15 protein-coding genes and 2 pseudogenes are annotated in these 15,590 nt (G+C 70.9%); 13 read left to right on the top strand and 4 right to left on the bottom strand.

Annotated elements, in window-relative coordinates; translation table 11 throughout:
• The first annotated feature begins 12 nt into the window (after nucleotides 1-12).
• The 3 genes and pseudogenes from AC38ZX_RS16575 (at nucleotide 13) to AC38ZX_RS16565 (ending at nucleotide 1,866) form a co-directional block, all read left to right on the top strand.
• Nucleotides 13-345 (top strand): hypothetical protein, encoded by a 333-nt coding sequence (locus tag AC38ZX_RS16575; RefSeq protein ID WP_491295245.1) that lies wholly within the window; start codon nucleotides 13-15, stop codon nucleotides 343-345.
• 70 nt (nucleotides 346-415) lie between these two features.
• Nucleotides 416-1,404, top strand: a pseudogene (locus AC38ZX_RS16570) (malate dehydrogenase).
• Nucleotides 1,405-1,494: 90 nt separating this feature from the next.
• Nucleotides 1,495-1,866, top strand: coding sequence for a hypothetical protein (locus tag AC38ZX_RS16565; protein WP_491295244.1), 372 nt, complete (start codon nucleotides 1,495-1,497; stop codon nucleotides 1,864-1,866).
• Nucleotides 1,867-1,926: 60 nt separating this feature from the next.
• Here the strand turns inward: AC38ZX_RS16565 and AC38ZX_RS16560 are convergent, their stop codons facing one another.
• Nucleotides 1,927-2,553: an alpha/beta fold hydrolase gene (locus tag AC38ZX_RS16560; protein ID WP_491295243.1), complete on the bottom strand. Its 627-nt coding sequence runs from the start codon at nucleotides 2,551-2,553 to the stop codon at nucleotides 1,927-1,929.
• A gap of 165 nt (nucleotides 2,554-2,718) precedes the next feature.
• Between AC38ZX_RS16560 and AC38ZX_RS16555 the strand changes: the two genes are divergently transcribed.
• The 7 genes from AC38ZX_RS16555 (at nucleotide 2,719) to biuH (ending at nucleotide 8,920) form a co-directional block, all read left to right on the top strand.
• On the top strand, nucleotides 2,719-3,720 hold the full coding sequence (locus AC38ZX_RS16555; protein ID WP_491295242.1) for an ATP-binding cassette domain-containing protein: 1,002 nt from the start codon (nucleotides 2,719-2,721) through the stop codon (nucleotides 3,718-3,720).
• Between the two features lie 339 nt (nucleotides 3,721-4,059).
• Nucleotides 4,060-4,269, top strand: coding sequence for a hypothetical protein (locus AC38ZX_RS16550; RefSeq protein WP_491295241.1), 210 nt, complete (start codon nucleotides 4,060-4,062; stop codon nucleotides 4,267-4,269).
• A complete protein-coding gene (locus tag AC38ZX_RS16545; protein ID WP_491295240.1) occupies nucleotides 4,266-5,414 on the top strand; it encodes an ABC transporter permease in 1,149 nt (382 codons plus the stop codon). The genes AC38ZX_RS16550 and AC38ZX_RS16545 overlap by 4 nt, the downstream gene beginning before the upstream one ends.
• Nucleotides 5,411-6,322, top strand: coding sequence for an ABC transporter permease (locus tag AC38ZX_RS16540; protein ID WP_426592937.1), 912 nt, complete (start codon nucleotides 5,411-5,413; stop codon nucleotides 6,320-6,322). Before AC38ZX_RS16545 ends, AC38ZX_RS16540 begins: the two co-directional genes overlap by 4 nt.
• Before the next feature lie 54 nt (nucleotides 6,323-6,376).
• A complete protein-coding gene (locus AC38ZX_RS16535) occupies nucleotides 6,377-7,537 on the top strand; it encodes a BMP family ABC transporter substrate-binding protein (RefSeq protein ID WP_491295239.1) in 1,161 nt (386 codons plus the stop codon).
• A 67-nt stretch (nucleotides 7,538-7,604) separates the two neighbouring features.
• Nucleotides 7,605-8,201: a cysteine hydrolase family protein gene (locus AC38ZX_RS16530; RefSeq protein ID WP_491295238.1), complete on the top strand. Its 597-nt coding sequence runs from the start codon at nucleotides 7,605-7,607 to the stop codon at nucleotides 8,199-8,201.
• On the top strand, nucleotides 8,198-8,920 hold the full coding sequence (biuH, locus tag AC38ZX_RS16525; RefSeq protein ID WP_426592934.1) for a biuret amidohydrolase: 723 nt from the start codon (nucleotides 8,198-8,200) through the stop codon (nucleotides 8,918-8,920). The genes AC38ZX_RS16530 and biuH overlap by 4 nt, the downstream gene beginning before the upstream one ends.
• Before the next feature lie 7 nt (nucleotides 8,921-8,927).
• Here biuH and AC38ZX_RS16520 read toward each other — a convergent pair whose 3' ends face one another.
• Nucleotides 8,928-9,353, bottom strand: coding sequence for a MarR family winged helix-turn-helix transcriptional regulator (locus AC38ZX_RS16520; RefSeq protein ID WP_491295237.1), 426 nt, complete (start codon nucleotides 9,351-9,353; stop codon nucleotides 8,928-8,930).
• Between the two features lie 198 nt (nucleotides 9,354-9,551).
• Here AC38ZX_RS16520 and AC38ZX_RS16515 point away from each other — a divergent pair, with 198 nt between their 5' ends.
• Nucleotides 9,552-11,204 carry an alpha-amylase family glycosyl hydrolase gene (locus tag AC38ZX_RS16515; RefSeq protein WP_491295236.1) on the top strand — a complete coding sequence of 551 codons (1,653 nt, stop codon included), beginning with the start codon at nucleotides 9,552-9,554 and terminating at the stop codon, nucleotides 11,202-11,204.
• Between the two features lie 280 nt (nucleotides 11,205-11,484).
• Here AC38ZX_RS16515 and AC38ZX_RS16510 read toward each other — a convergent pair whose 3' ends face one another.
• Both AC38ZX_RS16510 and AC38ZX_RS16505 read right to left on the bottom strand, forming a co-directional pair.
• Nucleotides 11,485-11,853, bottom strand: coding sequence for a hypothetical protein (locus tag AC38ZX_RS16510; RefSeq protein ID WP_491295235.1), 369 nt, complete (start codon nucleotides 11,851-11,853; stop codon nucleotides 11,485-11,487).
• A gap of 42 nt (nucleotides 11,854-11,895) precedes the next feature.
• The gene (locus AC38ZX_RS16505) at nucleotides 11,896-12,132 is read right to left on the bottom strand and encodes a hypothetical protein (RefSeq protein WP_491295234.1); all 237 of its coding nucleotides are present in this window, start codon (nucleotides 12,130-12,132) and stop codon (nucleotides 11,896-11,898) included.
• Between AC38ZX_RS16505 and AC38ZX_RS16500 the strand changes: the two are divergent.
• Together AC38ZX_RS16500 and pulA are read left to right on the top strand one after the other, a co-directional pair.
• A pseudogene (locus AC38ZX_RS16500) lies at nucleotides 12,083-12,889 on the top strand (pullulanase X25 domain-containing protein); the annotation flags it as partial. The gene AC38ZX_RS16505 and the pseudogene AC38ZX_RS16500 sit on opposite strands and share 50 nt — an antisense overlap.
• 73 nt (nucleotides 12,890-12,962) lie before the next feature.
• Nucleotides 12,963-15,371, top strand: a complete 2,409-nt coding sequence (gene pulA / locus AC38ZX_RS16495) for a pullulanase-type alpha-1,6-glucosidase (protein ID WP_491297462.1) — start codon at nucleotides 12,963-12,965, stop codon at nucleotides 15,369-15,371.
• Nucleotides 15,372-15,590 lie beyond the last annotated feature (219 nt).

Raw genomic sequence — 15,590 nt, 5'->3', positions numbered from 1 at the left:
TGACGAGGAGCCATGGACCCGCACACGGGACGTGCTGACCTCCGCGGCGAGCACGGGGGACGTCCGAGCGTCGTTCCGGCTGGGCAGCTTCTCCTGCACGACGTGTGCGAGCCGCCCGAGCTGGCGGAGCCGTGGCTCCTGGCAGCCGCGGAGCAGGGCAGCGGCATGGCGATGGGCTTCCTCAGCTCGTTCGTCTACATGCCGCTGGGCAACGATGTCGCCGCGGCGCTGTGGCGGGCAGCAGCGGACGCCGCCGGGCCGGCGGACCGGCCCACGCGCCTCACCGAGCAAAAACGTCTGGAGTCGATCGTCGCGGGCAGCCCCTGGTGGCGGCACGACTTCTGACCGACGCGCCGTGCGTCGTCTGCGGGGTAGCGTGAGGGCGCCGCCGTCGCCGATCGAAGGAGCCCGTTCCGTGGTCAGCTCGCCCGTCACCGTGACCGTCACCGGAGCCGCCGGCCAGATCGGCTACGCGCTGCTCTTCCGGATCGCGTCCGGCCAGCTCCTCGGCCCCGACGTCCCCGTGGTCCTGCGCCTGCTGGAGATCCCGCAGGCCGTGAAGGCGGCCGAGGGCACCGCGATGGAGCTGGACGACTGCGCGTTCAGCACGCTGCACAGCGTCGAGATCTATGACGACGCGAGGGCGGCGTTCGACGGCGTCAACGTGGCGCTCCTGGTAGGTGCCCGGCCGCGGACCGCGGGCATGGAGCGCGGCGACCTGCTGTCCGCGAACGGAGGCATCTTCAAGCCCCAGGGCGAGGCGATCAACGCCGGCGCGGCGGACGACGTGCGGATCCTCGTCGTCGGCAACCCCGCCAACACGAACGCGTTCATCGCTGCGTCGCACGCTCGGGACGTGCCCGGCGAGCGGTTCACGGCCATGACGCGCCTCGACCACAACCGCGCGGTCGCGCAGCTGGCCAACAAGACGCGGTCGTCGGTCTCCGACATCGCCCGGCTGACCATCTGGGGCAACCACTCGGCCACGCAGTACCCGGACCTGTCGCACGCCACGGTCGCGGGCGAGCCGGCGCTCGCGCTGCTCGACGACGACGCGTGGGTGCGCGACACCTTCATCCCGACCGTCGCGAAGCGTGGCGCGGCCATCATCGAGGCCCGTGGTGCGTCGTCGGCCGCGTCGGCGGCGAACGCGGCGATCGACCACGTCTACTCCTGGGTCAACGGCACGCCGGCGGGCAGCTGGACGTCGGCGGCCATCGTGTCCGACGGTTCGTACGGCGTGCCCGAGGGCCTGATCTCGTCGTTCCCGGTGACGTCGGACGGCGGGTCGTGGTCGATCGTGCAGGGGCTCGAGGTCGACGACTTCTCCCGCGGCCGGATCGACGCCTCGGTGGCCGAGTCGTCGAGGAGCGGGACGCGGTCCGGGCCCTCGGCCTGATCTGAGCACCCGGACACGACGTGCGCCTCGCGCTGGGCGCGGGGTCCGGTGCATCGCCGACGCGGGGCGCGTCTCGAAGGGCTATCATTCACTCTATGAATGATGCACCGCGTGAAGGCCGGCTCTGGTGGGCGGCGTTCGCCGTGACCGCGATCAGCGCGTGCGTGAGCCTCGGGTTCGCGATCGAGGCTCTCGTGCGGCTGGGAACCGACGACAGCTCGGCCATGTACGCCGCGTCGCGCAGCGTCGCGCTCGTGGTCGCGGTCGCTGCGGTGGCCGTCGTGCGGTCGCGGCGCGCGCTGATCGTGGTGGCGCTCGCGATGATCGTCGTCCAGGCCCTGGACGCGGTCGTCGGCGTGACCATCGGCGACCTCGTCAAGTCGGTCGGGCCGGCGTTCACGGCGGTGCTGAACCTCGTCGTGCTGGTGCCGGTGGTGCGGTCGGTGCGCGCCCAGGCGTCGGCGTAGCGGCGCCGGGGCCAGGCCGCATCACCGGTCGCACGCGGGCTGGCGTCCCGCCGACGCAGGCTAGATGGCCTCGAGCACCGACTGGATCACGGCCGCCAGCGCGGCCGGGTTGTCGTGCTGCACGAAGTGGCCGCTGTCGGGCAGCGTGACGGTCTCGACGCCCAGGCGCTCGTGCAGGGCCTCGGCGGCGGCGTGACGCAGGTCCGGTGAGTCCTCGCCGACCGTCACGAGCACGCGGCCGTTGCCGGGTGCCGGCGCGACCGGCTCGAACCGGCGGAACATCGCGAGGTCGCGCTCGACCGCACCAGGGTCCGCCGGAGCCATCGACGGGTCCCAGGTCGGCCCGTAGAGGGCGGACCCGAACCCGGCGACCCCGCCGAGCGTCCAGCCGGTGACCACGTGGTCGAGCAGGTGGGGCGCGAGAGATCCGACCGCCGGTTCGTGCAGCACGGCGCCCGCGAGGTGGGACGATGCACCGGCGAGTGCCAGACCGAGCGTCGCGCCGCCGCTCACGCCCACCACCACCGCGCCGTCGGCGGCGGTCCTCAGCGCATCGAGCTCCACGGACAGGTCGCCGCTGGAGAGGCGGTCCGGGACGACGAGGTCGACGTCCGCCAGCAAGGGGATCAGGCGGTCCCACACGCGGGCGGTGGTGGCGGCGCCATGCACCAGGAGCACACGAGTCATGGCGCGAAGCGTAGGCGGTGATCTCGCACCAAATCGTGCTCAGGCGGACACGAGAGCGTTACGTGTGTCGTCGGCTTCGGAAACATCGCACTCCTAGCCTCCAGGCATGGATACACCCACGGATACATCGCGGGATACGGACCCTTCGGGCCGTAGGCCGCGGCCATGACCTCGGACGCCGTCGCCCGCGCTGAGTCCCGCGTCGGGAAGCCCACGGCACTGCTCGAGGTGCGCAGCCTCACCAAGCGCTTCGGCGAGGTGCTGGCGAACTCGGACGTGGACCTCACGGTCATGCCCGGCACGGTGCACGGCCTCATCGGTGAGAACGGGGCCGGCAAGAGCACGCTCCTCAAGATGATCTACGGCGTCTATACCCCGGACGAAGGACGCATGTTCATCGACGGGAACCTGGTCGCCCCGGGGAACCCCGCGGACGCGCGCGGGCTGGGCATCGGCATGGTGTTCCAGGACCTGCGGCTGGTCCCCGCACTGACGGTCGCGGAGAACATCGCCCTCGCGCTGCCCGACGGCCCCACCCTCAAGCTCAAGGCGCTGGCCGCCAAGATCGAGGCGGCGTCGCAGGAGTACGGCCTGGCTGTCGACCCGACCGCGAAGGTCCGGCACCTGTCGATCGGCGAGCGGCAGCGCGCCGAGATCCTCAAGGTCCTCATGACGGGCGCACGCCTGGTCATCCTCGACGAGCCCACCAGCGTGCTCGCGCCGCAGGAGGTCGAGGCCCTGCTCACGGTCGTCGCCTCGCTGCGCGACCAGGGCCTGGGCATCGTGCTGGTGACGCACAAGCTCAACGAGGTCCGCGCCATCGCCGACCAGGTCACCGTCCTGCGCGGCGGCCAGGCCGTGCTGACGTCCGCGGATCCCACGCAGTTCTCCGACGAGGAGCTCGTCGAGGCGATGGTAGGTCGGCGGGTGCCACCGCTGTCGCGGGAGCGGAACCCTGTGCCGGCCAGCGAGCGCGCCGTGCTCGAGATGACGGGCGCCACCGCGCTCGGCGACCGCGGGCACGTCGCGCTCAAGGGGGTGGACCTCGAGGTCCACCCCGGCGAGCTTCGTCGGTGTCGCGGGCGTCGCCGGCAGCGGTCAGAAGGAGCTGTGCGAGGTCGCGCTCGGGCTGCGGCCGGTCTCGGCCGGATCGGTCCGCGTCGGTGACTCGCCGGCCTCTGGGCTCGGGCCCAGCGAGGCGATCGCAGCCGGGGCGGTGGCGATCCCGGAGGACCCGGTCGCGGACGCGGTGGTGCCCGGGCTGTCCGTGCTCGAGCACATGGTGCTGGACGGTCGTGAGGTGCCGCGACGCGGGTTCGGGATCGACTGGTCCGCGGTGGACGCCCGGACCACCGCGCTCGACGAGCGCGTCGGTCTGCACATGGCACCCAAGAAGCGGACGCTCGCGTCCCTGTCGGGCGGCAACATCCAGCGGGTGCTCCTGACCCGCGAGTCGGTCAGGACGCGACCCTCGTCGTCGCCGCCTATCCCAGCCGCGGCCTCGACGTGGCCAACACGCGCCGAACGCAGGAGGTGCTGCTCGAGCACCGGGCCCGCGGCGCCGCCGTGCTCATGGTCTCCGAGGACCTGGACGAGCTCATCTCCGTGGCCGACCGGATCGCCGTCATGCACGACGGGCACCTGGTCGGCGTCATCGACACCGCCGGCGCCGACCGGATGTCGATCGGCCGACTCATGCTGGGAGGCGTCGCATGACCGCGGAGCGAACGGGTACAGGGACGGCTACGGGCACCCAGGCCGATGCCGAGACCGCGGCGGTGGCCGCGGCGATCGTCGCAGCCGCCGTCCCGGTCGAGCCGCCGACGGACCGGGGCCCGAAGATCGGCGAGGCCTGGTCCACCGGGCTGCGCTGGCTGGTCGCCGTGCTCGCGGGCCTGATCCTGTTCAGCGCGTTCGTGCTGGCCAACGGCGCCGACCCGCTGCAGGTCTACTCGGACATCTGGACGTCGACCCTCACCCAGTCCGGGCAGTTCCAGCAGATCATCCTGCGGGCGGCACCGATCGCGCTCGCGGGTCTGGCCGTGGTGGTCCCCGCCCGGGCGGGGCTCGTGAACGTCGGTGGCGAGGGGCAGCTGATCATCGGCGGCATCGGCGCCGCCGCGGCCGCGCTCTGGCTGACGCCGCTGATGTCCCCGTGGGTCGTGATGATCGCGATGATGCTGAGCGCGATGGTCGCCGGCGCGGTCTGGGCCGGGATCGCGGCGGCGATGCGCCTCGTCGTGAAGGTGAACGAGGCCGTCACGACCATGCTGCTCAACTATGTCGCGCTCTACACCATGCTGTTCCTGATCCTGGGCCCGTGGAAGGACCCGAAGGCGCTCGGGCAGTCCACGAGCGTCGAGCTCAACGACGCCGCCAAGCTCCCCGTGATCGCCGGGACGCAGATCCACATCGGCGTCATCATCGCGATCGTCGCGGCGATCGTCGTCTGGTTCGCCCTGACGCGGACCACCTGGGGCTTCCGGCTCTCGGTGGTCGGCGGCAACGGCGAGGCCGCCCGGCGCGCGGGGATGCCGGTGGTGACCCTGATCCTCACCGCCCTGCTCATCGGCGGTGCCCTGGCCGGGCTGGCGGGCTTCGTGCAGTACGCGGGCATGGAGTACAAGCTGCGTCCGACCTTCGGGCTGACCATCGGCTACGTCGCGTTCCTGGCCAGCTGGCTGTCCCGGCACAAGCCCCTGCCCCTGCTCCTGGCGTCCGTGGTGCTCGCCGCGATCGCGGTCTCGGGCAACAGCCTGCAGATCAACTCGGGTCTGCCCGCGGCCAGCGTCAACATCCTGATGGGTCTCCTGCTCGTCGCCGTCCTCGGCTGGACGAGCCCGCGAAAGGCGAAGTCATGATCATCGATCTCCTCGCCGGAGCCGTGCGCGGCGGCACGTCCATCATGTACGCGGGCCTGGGGGAGACCATCTCCGAGCGCGCGGGCATCATCAACCTGGGCACCGAGGGGTCGATGCTCCTCGGTGCGCTCGGCGGCTATGCCGTCACCGCGCACACCGGGAACCCGTGGCTGGGTGTCCTCGGGGGCGCCGTGGCCGGTGCGCTGCTCAGCCTGGTGCACGCGGTCCTCGTCGTGAGCCGCGGGGCCAACCAGTTCGCCAGCGGTCTGACGCTCTACTTCCTGGCGCTCGGCGTGACGGCGCTGTTCGGCGTCAGCTACGTGAGCAAGCAGATCAACGCCTTCGACGACGTGCCCATCCCGGGACTCTCCGACATCCCGGGCCTCGGGCCGATCCTGTTCGACCACGACCCGCTGGTCTACATCGCGTTCTTCGCGGCGCCGGCCATCTGGTGGGTGCTCTTCCGGACGCGGGTCGGCCTGCTGGTCAGGACCGCAGGCGAGCGGTCCGAGGCGCTCGGCGTGAACGGCTACTCGGTGAAGGCGGTGCGCTACTGGTCCTCCATCGCGGGCGGCGCGCTGGCCGGGATCGGCGGCGCGCACATCTCGATCGCCTACGCCGACAGCTGGTTCGAGAACATGATCGCCGGCCGCGGGTTCATCGCGGTGGCGCTCGTCATCTTCGCGATGTGGAACCCGATCCGCATCATGGCCGGCGCCTACCTGTTCGGTGCCGCGCTCTCGTTGGCGTCCGTGCTGCAGACCGCCGGCTACGCCGTGAACCAGTTCGCTCTGGCGGCCATCCCGTTCGTCCTGACCCTCGTCGTCCTGGCCGTGCTGGGCAAGCGCACCATGCTGGCCGCCCCCGACGAGCTGTCCAAGGTGTTCGACAACACCTCCACCGCCTGACCTCTCGCACCAACCCACCCACACCCGCCCCCGCGGGCGACCGGAAGGATCACCATGCGGATCAGACGAACAGCAGGCGCCCTGATCGTGGCGGCGGTGGTGGCGGTGCTCGCCGCCTGCAGCCCTGCGGTCACCAACGACGACTCGGGCAGCACGTCGGCGGCCACGGGGTCGGACGCGGCGCCGGGCAAGGACGCGAAGGTCGTCGGCGTCATCGCCGTCGGCCCGAAGGACGACTTCGGCTACAACCAGGCCGTCTACCAGGGCGTCGAGGCGCTCCGGAAGAACTTCCCGGACATCAAGGTACTGGACGCGTACAACATCCCCGAGGACGACACGGCCGCCACGACGATGGAGAGCATGATCGCGCAGGGCGCGACGATCATCTTCGCGACGAGCTACGGCCACCTCGACGCCGCCAAGCAGGTCGCGGCCGCGCACCCCGACGTCGTCGTGGTCCACCAGGGCGGCCTGCTCGACGAGCCGGCCCCCGCGAACATGGGCTCCTACTTCGGCAGCGTCTACGAGCCGGTGTACCTGGCGGGCATCGCCGCCGGTGCCGCGACGAAGACGGGCAAGCTCGGCTACGTCTACGCCATCCCGATCCCGCAGACGCTGGCCAACATCAACGCCTTCACGCTCGGCGCCCAGTCCGTGCGGCCCGACGTCGAGGTCACGGCGGTCTCGACGACGGCCTGGTGCGACCCTGCCACGCAGGCCGACCGCGTCCAGTCGCTGCTCAGCTCCGGCGTCGACGTGGTCACGCAGCACCAGGACTGCACCAAGACGATCATCGAGGCGACGGAGGCCGCCGGCGCCTACTCGGTCGGCTACCACGCGGACGCCTCGTCGCTGGCCCCCAAGGGCTGGCTGACCGGCTCCGAGTGGAACTGGGGTCCGACCTACACGGACATCATCAAGACGGCGATCGCCGGTGACTTCACGGGCAGCCAGTACAACGGCAACTACCGCGCCAACATGGCCAGCGGCAAGAACCCGTTCGTCCAGTCGAAGTTCGGTCCGAGCGTCACGGACGCCACCAAGGCCCTGATCTCAGACGCCGCCGCCAAGCTCACCGCCGGTGGCAGTCCGTTCACCGGCCCGATCACGGCGCAGGACGGGACGATCAAGGTCCCCGCCGGCACCACCCCGGACGAGGCGACCATCGAGCAGATGGACTACTTCGTCAAGGGCGTCACCGGCACGCTCTCCTGATCAACCCTCCCCGGGGCCGGCCTGCCGAGCGGCCGGCCCCGGGGGCACACCACACCTGAGGGGAACCATGAGCCCGCACGTCACCGCCACGACGCCGTACCCGTGGCCGTACGACGGCGACCTCGGTGGCGCGCAGACCGCGCTCCTGGTCGTCCTCACCACCGACGCCGGGCCGTCGTCGCAGGCGATCGCTCCACGGCTCGAGGCCCTGGCTGACGCGGTCCGCGCCGCCGGTGGCACGGTGATCGTCGTCCGCACCACCGCGCCGCCCCCCGGCGGATCGCGTCTGCGGGTGCCGCTGGTGCCGTCCACGGACCTGCCGGGACTCCTCGTCCCCGACATCGACATGATCGCCGGCGGCATCGACGGCTACTACGCCAGCGACCTCGACATCGTCCTGCGGACCGGGCGCTACCGGCGGCTGATCCTGGCCGGCGTCGGTCTGGAGACCTGCGTCCACTCGACCATGCGCGACGCCAACGACCGGGGCTACGAGTGCCTGCTCGTGATCGACGCCTGCGTGCCGGCCGACCCGGCCCTCACCGCCGCCTCGGTGTCCAGCATCGAGATGTCCGGCGGCATCTTCGGCGCGGTCGGCCTGACTGCCGACGTCGTCACCGCCTTGACCCCTGTAGCCGCACCGACCTCGGGAGACCCGCGATGACCACCGACCAGCTGACCACCACGGGCACGATGTTCGGACCGGTCGACGCCGAGCCGTATCCCTGGCCGTACGACGGCAGCTTCAGCCCGTCGACGACCGCGATCATCAACATCGACTGGCAGCAGGACTTCTGCGGCCCCGGCGGGTACGTGGACGCCATGGGCTACGACCTGAACCTCACGCGCGCGGGCCTCGCGCCCACCGCCGCGATGCTCGAGGTCGCCCGCGAGCTGGGCTTCCACATCATCCACACGCGCGAGGGCCACCGACCGGACCTGTCCGACCTGCCCGCCAACAAGCTGTGGCGGTCGCGACGGATCAACGCGGGGATCGGTGACTCGGGCCCGTGCGGGCGGATCCTGACGCGTGGCGAGCCGGGCTGGGAGATCGTGCCGGAGGTGGCACCGCTGCCCGGGGAGGTCATCATCGACAAGCCCGGCAAGGGCTCGTTCTACGCCACCGACCTGGACCTGGTCCTGCGGTCGAAGGGCGTGACGCACATCATCCTGACCGGCATCACCACGGACGTGTGCGTGCACACGACGATGCGCGACGCCAACGACCGCGGCTACGAGTGCCTGCTGCTGTCCGACTGCACGGGCGCGACCGACTACGGCAACTACCTCGCCGCCCTCAACATGGTCAAGATGCAGGGTGGCGTCTTCGGCGCCGTCGCGGACTCGGCCGCCCTGCTGGCGTCGCTGGGCTCGCCGCTCTAGCCCCGGCTCACCCCGCCGACCGGTCTCCTCGCGCGAGGAGGCCGGTCAGAGCCGTGTGCAGCGCCTGACGCTGGGCCGCGTCGAGGCCGGCGAGCACGTCGTCGTCCTGCGCGACGGCGTGCGCCACGGCCTGGGCGAGCAGTGCGCGGCCCTCGGGGGTCAGGGCGAGTGTGTGCCGACGACGGTTCGCCGGGTCGACGACCCGGTGCAGGGCGCCGAGCCGCTCCAGGTCGTCCACCATCGGCACGATCGCGCTCGGCACGAGCCCGAGCGTCTCGCCGATCTCCCGCTGCGAGGCTTCGGGCGCCGCGTCGACGGCGACGAGCAGTCCGACGTGCCGCGGCCGCAGCCCGAGCGGCGCCACGCGCTCGGCGTAGTCGGCGGTGACCGCCTGACCGACCTTGCTCAGCAAGAACCCCGTGGTCGCAAGCACGCCCCCACGGTACAGGGACCGCATTGTTCACGCCTTGAAGAGTCCCGGCGCACGGGGCCAGCCCGTCCTCGTCGGGAGATTCGTCTGCAAGAAATGTCCGTTTCCCTTGCTGCAACTTGCTGAAAATGGATACGGTCGCGACATCACCCCGGCACAGCCCGCGCACAGAGACGTGCGCGGACAGACGAAGGAGTCGCCATGTCGCCCGCCGCCCCTCGACGCAGCGCACGGTCGCGTCGCGTGATCGCCGCCGTCACCGCTCTGGCGGTCACACTCCTCGGACTGGTCACTGCAACCGTCGTCGCGACCCCCGCCGCGGCCGTCGAGCGGACCGCGGCACTCGTCGGGGACCTGCAGAGCGAGCTGGGCTGCCCGGGCGACTGGCAGCCGGACTGCGCGCAGACGGAGCTGGCGCCCACGGACGTCGCAGGCCGCTACTCGGCTGACTTCACGCTGCCCGCGGGGACGTACGCGTACAAGGTCGCGCTGAACGACACCTGGGACGAGGCCTACGGCGGCAACGGCGGCGGCGACAACACCCCGCTCGTCCTGGCCGGGCCGACGACCATCCGGTTCACCTACGACGACACCACCCACCGCACGGCCCTGACCCCGCTCACCCTGGCGGCGGGTTACACGCCCGCCGACGACGCGGTCGTCGCGAACCCGGTGCGCGACCCCGGCGCGGACCAGCAGTTCTACTTCCTGATGACCGACCGGTTCGCCGACGGAGACGCGTCCAACGACACGGGTGGCCTCACCGGCGACCGCCTGACCACCGGGTTCGACCCGACCGACAAGGGGTTCTACGAGGGCGGCGACCTGGCCGGGCTGCGGAGCAAGCTCGACTACATCCAGGGGCTCGGCAGCACGGCGATCTGGCTGACGCCCTCGTTCAAGAACAAGCCGGTCCAGGGGACGGGCGCGGACGCCTCGGCTGGGTACCACGGCTACTGGGTCACCGACTTCACGCAGATCGACCCGCACCTGGGCACCAATGCCGAGCTGCAGTCGCTCATCGCCGACGCCCACGCGCGCGGCATCAAGGTGTACTTCGACATCATCACCAACCACACCGCGGACGTCATCGACTACGGCCAGCAGACCTACGGCTACGTCGACCAGGCCACCAGCCCGTACAAGGATGCCGCCGGCAACGTCTTCGACCCGCACACCTACGCGGGCACGGACAGCTTCCCGACGATGGACCCGGCGACGAGCTTCCCGTACACGCCGGTGATCAAGCCCGAGGACGCCCACGTCAAGGTCCCGGACTGGTTGAACGACCCGACGCTCTACCACAACCGCGGGAACTCGACCTACACCGGGGAGTCGACGACGTACGGCGACTTCTCGGGTCTCGACGACCTGATGACCGAGAACCCACGCGTCGTGAACGGGTTCGTCGACGTGTACGACAAGTGGGTCGACCTGGGCGTCGACGGCTTCCGCATCGACACCGCCAAGCACGTCAACTTCGAGTTCTGGCAGACGTTCACGCAGCAGGTCCGTGCGCACGCGGCGGCGGTCGGCAGCCCCGACTTCTTCATGTTCGGCGAGGTCTACGACGCCGACCCGGCCAAGCTGTCGCCCTACATTCGCAACAGCCGCATGAACGCCGTCCTCGACTTCACGTTCCAGTCGGCGGCGTCGAACTACGCGAAGGGTTCGTCGGCCGCAGGTCTGCATGCGTTGTACGCGGGCGACGACATGTACACGACGCCGACGACGAACGCCCAGGCGTTGCCGACGTTCCTGGGCAACCACGACATGGGCCGCATCGGCTACATGGTCAAGGACGCGTCGCAGCCCGAGCAGCGTTCGGGCTGGCCCATTCGCTCATGTACCTGACCCGTGGGCAGCCGGTCGTCTACTACGGCGACGAGCAGGGCTTCGAGGGCAACGGCACGCTGAACGGGACCGACAAGGACGCCCGTCAGTCGCTGTTCGCGACGCAGGTGCCGGAGTACGCCAACCAGCAGCTGCTCAACGGCACGACGGCCGGTTCTGTGGACCGGTACGACACCGGATCGGTGCTGTACGACCACATCGCCGGGCTCGCAGCCCTGCGAGCAGGCAACAAGGCGCTCACCGACGGTGCCCAGATCGAGCGCTATGCGAGCGGTGACGTCTACGCGTTCTCCCGCGTCGACGCGACCGAGAAGGTCGAGAACCTCGTCGCGCTCAACAACGGCACGTCTCCCGAGACGGTCACGATCGACACCCTCACGCCGGGTGCGACGTTCAGCCCGCTGTACGGCACGTCGTCCTCGGCGACCGCGGGCGCCGACGGTGCAGTCTCCGTGACGATCCCCGCGCTGAGCGCCATCGTCCTGAAGGCCGGGTCGACGGTGGAGGCCCCGGCGGCGGCGGGGAGCATCGCGCTCAGCACGCCCACGCCGGGCAGCGCCCTGACCGGCCTCGTGCCCGTGACGGCGGACGTCGCGACCGACGTGTGGAGCCAGACCTCGTTCGCGTACCGGATCCTCGGCGGCGACACCTGGACGCCGCTCGGTACGTCGGAGTCGACGTCGCCGCGCGTCTACGCGGACGTCAGCGGCCTGCCGGCCGGGGCGCTGGTCGAGTACCGGGCCGTGACCGTCGACGCCGCCGGCCACAAGAGCGCGGCGTCCACGTTCGGCAGCGTCGGCAACGCGGTGGACGGGGTCGTGCCCCCCACCAGCCCGGGCGACCTGCACGTCACCGTCCCCGGCAGCCACAACAGCGAGATGGGCTGCCCCGGCGACTGGCAGCCGGACTGCGCCGCTGCCACGCTCACCAAGCGCGCCGACGGGGTCTACTCGGGCACGTTCACGCTCCCGGCCGGCGACTACGAGTACAAGGTGGCGATCAACGGGACCTGGGACGAGAACTACGGCAAGGGCGGCGTCGCGGGCGGCGACAACGTCGCGTACACCGTGACCACGGGCGGCCCGGTGACGTTCTACTACGACCCGACGACGCACTGGTTCACCTCGACCGCGCAGGGCCCGATCCTCACGGTCCCGGGCTCGTTCCAGAGCGAGCTCGGCTGCGCGGGCGACTGGGCGCCGGACTGCATGAAGTCCTGGCTGCAGGACCCCGACGACGACGGCACGTACACGTTCGTCGCGAACGACCTGCCCGCCGGCGCCTACGAGGTCAAGGTGGCGCACAACCTCGGCTGGGACGAGAACTACGGTGCCGGCGGCGTACCCGGCGGGGCGAACATCCCGTTCACCGCGCCCGGTGGCAAGCCTGTGACGTTCTCCTACGTCCTGGCGACGCACGTGCTGACCATCCAGGTCACCGACCCGCCGCTGCCGGGGACCGGCACCGAGCAGGCGCTCTGGATCGACGCGACGACGATCGCCTGGCCCGCCGCGTGGGTCCCGGAGGGAACCGATCCGACGTCGCTGACCTGGCTGCTGCACGGCTCGCCGACGAAGCAGCCGACCGTCGCGGACGGCGTGGTGACAGGTGACGACGGGTCGCCGGTGACGCTCACCTACGACGCGTCCGGCCTGTCGGCCGCGCAGCTGGCAAAGTTCCCGGCCCTGACGACCGGATACCTCGCACTGCACGTCGACGCGTCCTCGCAGCGCGCGAAGGAGCTTCCTCCGCGGTGCGCTGCTGGTCAGCCAGGCCGACGGCGACACCCTGCAGGCTGCTACCGGCGTGCAGATCCCGGGAGTCCTCGACGATCTGTACGCCAAGGCGGGCAAGCGGGCGCTCGGCACCAGCTGGTCGCGCGGAGCGCCGTCGCTGGCGCTCTGGGCACCGACCGCCCAGCACGTCGACCTGCTCGTGTGGCTGGGGACGGGCGACCCGACCCGCGTCGTCGCCAAGCTCCAGAACGACGGTTCCTGGACCGTGGACGGCAAGAAGTCCTGGGCCGGCAAGCAGTTCCTCTGGGAGGTCACGGTGTACGCGCCGACGACCGACCAGGTGGAGGTCAACCGGGTCACCGACCCGTACTCGGTGGCGCTCACCGTGAACTCGACCCGTTCCGTGCTGGTCGACCTGGCCGACAGGGCGTTCCGGCCGACCCAGTGGGAGAAGGCGAAGCAACCGGTGGTGCGGCCCGTCGACCAGACGATCTACGAGCTGCACGTGCGCGACTTCTCGATCTCCGACCCCACGGTGCCCGCGGCCCAGCGCGGCACGTACCTGGCGTTCGCGGGCAACGGCGCCGGCAGCCAGCACCTGCGCACGCTCGAGAAGGCCGGGCTGACCACGATCCACCTGCTCCCCACGTTCGACATCGCGTCGATCCCGGAGGATCGCACCCAGCAGACGACCCCGGCCTGCGACCTCGCGTCGTTCCCGGCCGACTCCGACCAGCAGCAGGCGTGCGTCACGGCCCAGGCCGCGACCGACGGGTTCAACTGGGGTTACGACCCGCTGCACTGGCAGGCGCCGGAGGGTTCGTACGCGGTGCACGAGGACGGGGGCGGCCGCGTGGCCGACTTCCGCACGATGGTCGGCGCGCTGCACGCCGACGGTCTGCAGGTCGTGCTCGACCAGGTGTTCAACCACACCACCGCGAGCGGACAGGCGCCGCAGTCGATCCTCGACCGCGTCGTGCCCGGCTACTACCAGCGGCTGTCGTCGACCGGCACGGTCGAGACGTCCACGTGCTGCCAGAACGTGGCCACCGAGCACCTCATGGCCCAGAAGCTCATGGTCGACTCGGTGGTCACCTGGGCCAAGGACTACAAGGTGGACGGCTTCCGGTTCGACCTGATGGGCCACCACTCGGTGGACACCATGAAGGCGGTCCGCAGCGCCCTGGACGCACTGACGCCACGCAGGGACGGCGTCGACGGTTCCCACGTCTACCTCTACGGCGAGGGCTGGAACTTCGGGGAGGTCGCGAACAACGCGCTGTTCACGCAGGCCACGCAGGGCCAGCTCGGCGGGACGGGCATCGGGACCTTCTCCGACCGCCTGCGAGACGCCGTCCGCGGCGGGGGACCGTTCGACGACAACCCGCACATCCAGGGCTTCGGCTCCGGTGGCGGCACCGACCCGAACGGCGACCCGGTCAACGGCACCCCGGCTGAACAGGCTGCCCGCGCGGGCCACGACGCCGACCTCGTCCGCCTCGGCATGGCCGGCAACCTGCGCGACTTCGCCTTCGAGACGAGCTCCGGGACCGTCCAGACCGGCGCGCAGATCGACTACAACGGCCAGCCGGCCGGGTACGCCGACTCCCCGGAGGAGGTGATCACGTACGTCGACGCCCACGACAACGAGACGCTGTGGGACTCGCTCACCTACAAGCTGCCGACAGGCACGGCCATGGCCGACCGGATCCGGATGAACACCGTCTCGCTGGCCACGACTGCCCTCGCCCAGACGCCGTCGTTCTGGCACGCGGGCGCCGACCTGCTGCGGAGCAAGTCGCTCGACCGCAACAGCTTCGACTCGGGGGACTGGTTCAACTCGCTCGACCTGTCCGGGCACGACAACGGCTTCGGCCGCGGCCTGCCCCCGAAGGCCGACAACGAGTCGAAGTGGCCGTACCAGCAGCCGCTGCTGGCCGACCCGGCCCTCAAGCCGACGCCGGCCGACATCGCGGACGCCTCGGCCGCCGCCGACGACCTGCTCAAGCTCCGGTTCTCGACGCCGTTGTTCCGCCTCGGCTCGGCGGCGCTCATCGAGCAGAAGGTGGCGTTCCCGGACTCCGGGCCCACCGCGGCGCCGGGGGTGGTCGTCATGACGATCGACGACACCCCGCGCTGGGACTCAGCGACGCGCCGGTGGGCCAAGGACGTGGACCCGAGGCTCGACGGCGTCCTGGTCGTGGTCAACGCCTCGAACGAACCGACGACCCAGACGGTCGGTGACCTCGCGGGTCACAGGCTGACGCTCTCACCGGTCCAGGCCAAGGGCAGCGACCCGGTGGTCAAGGGCACCACGTGGGACAGGGCGACGGGTACCGTCAGCGTCCCGCCGCGCACGGTCGCGGTGCTGGTGGAGAACCACGGTCAGGGCCACGCCACCGGCGGCGGCTGGAGCGCGTTCGTGAGGTGAGACCGCATCTCGACGACGGGCCCGCGACCACGGTCGCGGGCCCGTCGTCGCGTCTCCGTGACGTTGTCGGAACGGGCCGGTGACCTGGCAATGTGTTCGCAACACGAAGGCAGCAAGGCGATTCGGGGCGTCGGGACGGCCTGTTAGCGGTCACATCGTGATGAGTTCGTAACCTGGGAACCCCCTTGGCCACGTTGACTTCGAGAAACGAATCTAAGA

This window comes from Cellulomonas sp. McL0606 (assembly GCF_058248365.1).
The sequence above is the reverse complement of the archived record's forward strand: the minus strand, read 5'-3'. Positions and strand labels throughout refer to the sequence as shown.

What these genes read in the sequence shown, in the direction of transcription:
- AC38ZX_RS16575 (WP_491295245.1), top strand. Translation starts at nt 13, where the DNA reads ATGGACCCGCACACGGGACGTGCTGACCTCCGCGGCGAGCACGGGGGA.
- AC38ZX_RS16565 (WP_491295244.1), top strand. Translation starts at nt 1,495, where the DNA reads ATGAATGATGCACCGCGTGAAGGCCGGCTCTGGTGGGCGGCGTTCGCC.
- AC38ZX_RS16560 (WP_491295243.1), bottom strand. Translation starts at nt 2,553, where the DNA reads ATGACTCGTGTGCTCCTGGTGCATGGCGCCGCCACCACCGCCCGCGTG.
- AC38ZX_RS16555 (WP_491295242.1), top strand. Translation starts at nt 2,719, where the DNA reads ATGACCTCGGACGCCGTCGCCCGCGCTGAGTCCCGCGTCGGGAAGCCC.
- AC38ZX_RS16545 (WP_491295240.1), top strand. Translation starts at nt 4,266, where the DNA reads ATGACCGCGGAGCGAACGGGTACAGGGACGGCTACGGGCACCCAGGCC.
- AC38ZX_RS16540 (WP_426592937.1), top strand. Translation starts at nt 5,411, where the DNA reads ATGATCATCGATCTCCTCGCCGGAGCCGTGCGCGGCGGCACGTCCATC.
- AC38ZX_RS16535 (WP_491295239.1), top strand. Translation starts at nt 6,377, where the DNA reads ATGCGGATCAGACGAACAGCAGGCGCCCTGATCGTGGCGGCGGTGGTG.
- AC38ZX_RS16530 (WP_491295238.1), top strand. Translation starts at nt 7,605, where the DNA reads ATGAGCCCGCACGTCACCGCCACGACGCCGTACCCGTGGCCGTACGAC.
- biuH (WP_426592934.1), top strand. Translation starts at nt 8,198, where the DNA reads ATGACCACCGACCAGCTGACCACCACGGGCACGATGTTCGGACCGGTC.
- AC38ZX_RS16515 (WP_491295236.1), top strand. Translation starts at nt 9,552, where the DNA reads ATGTCGCCCGCCGCCCCTCGACGCAGCGCACGGTCGCGTCGCGTGATC.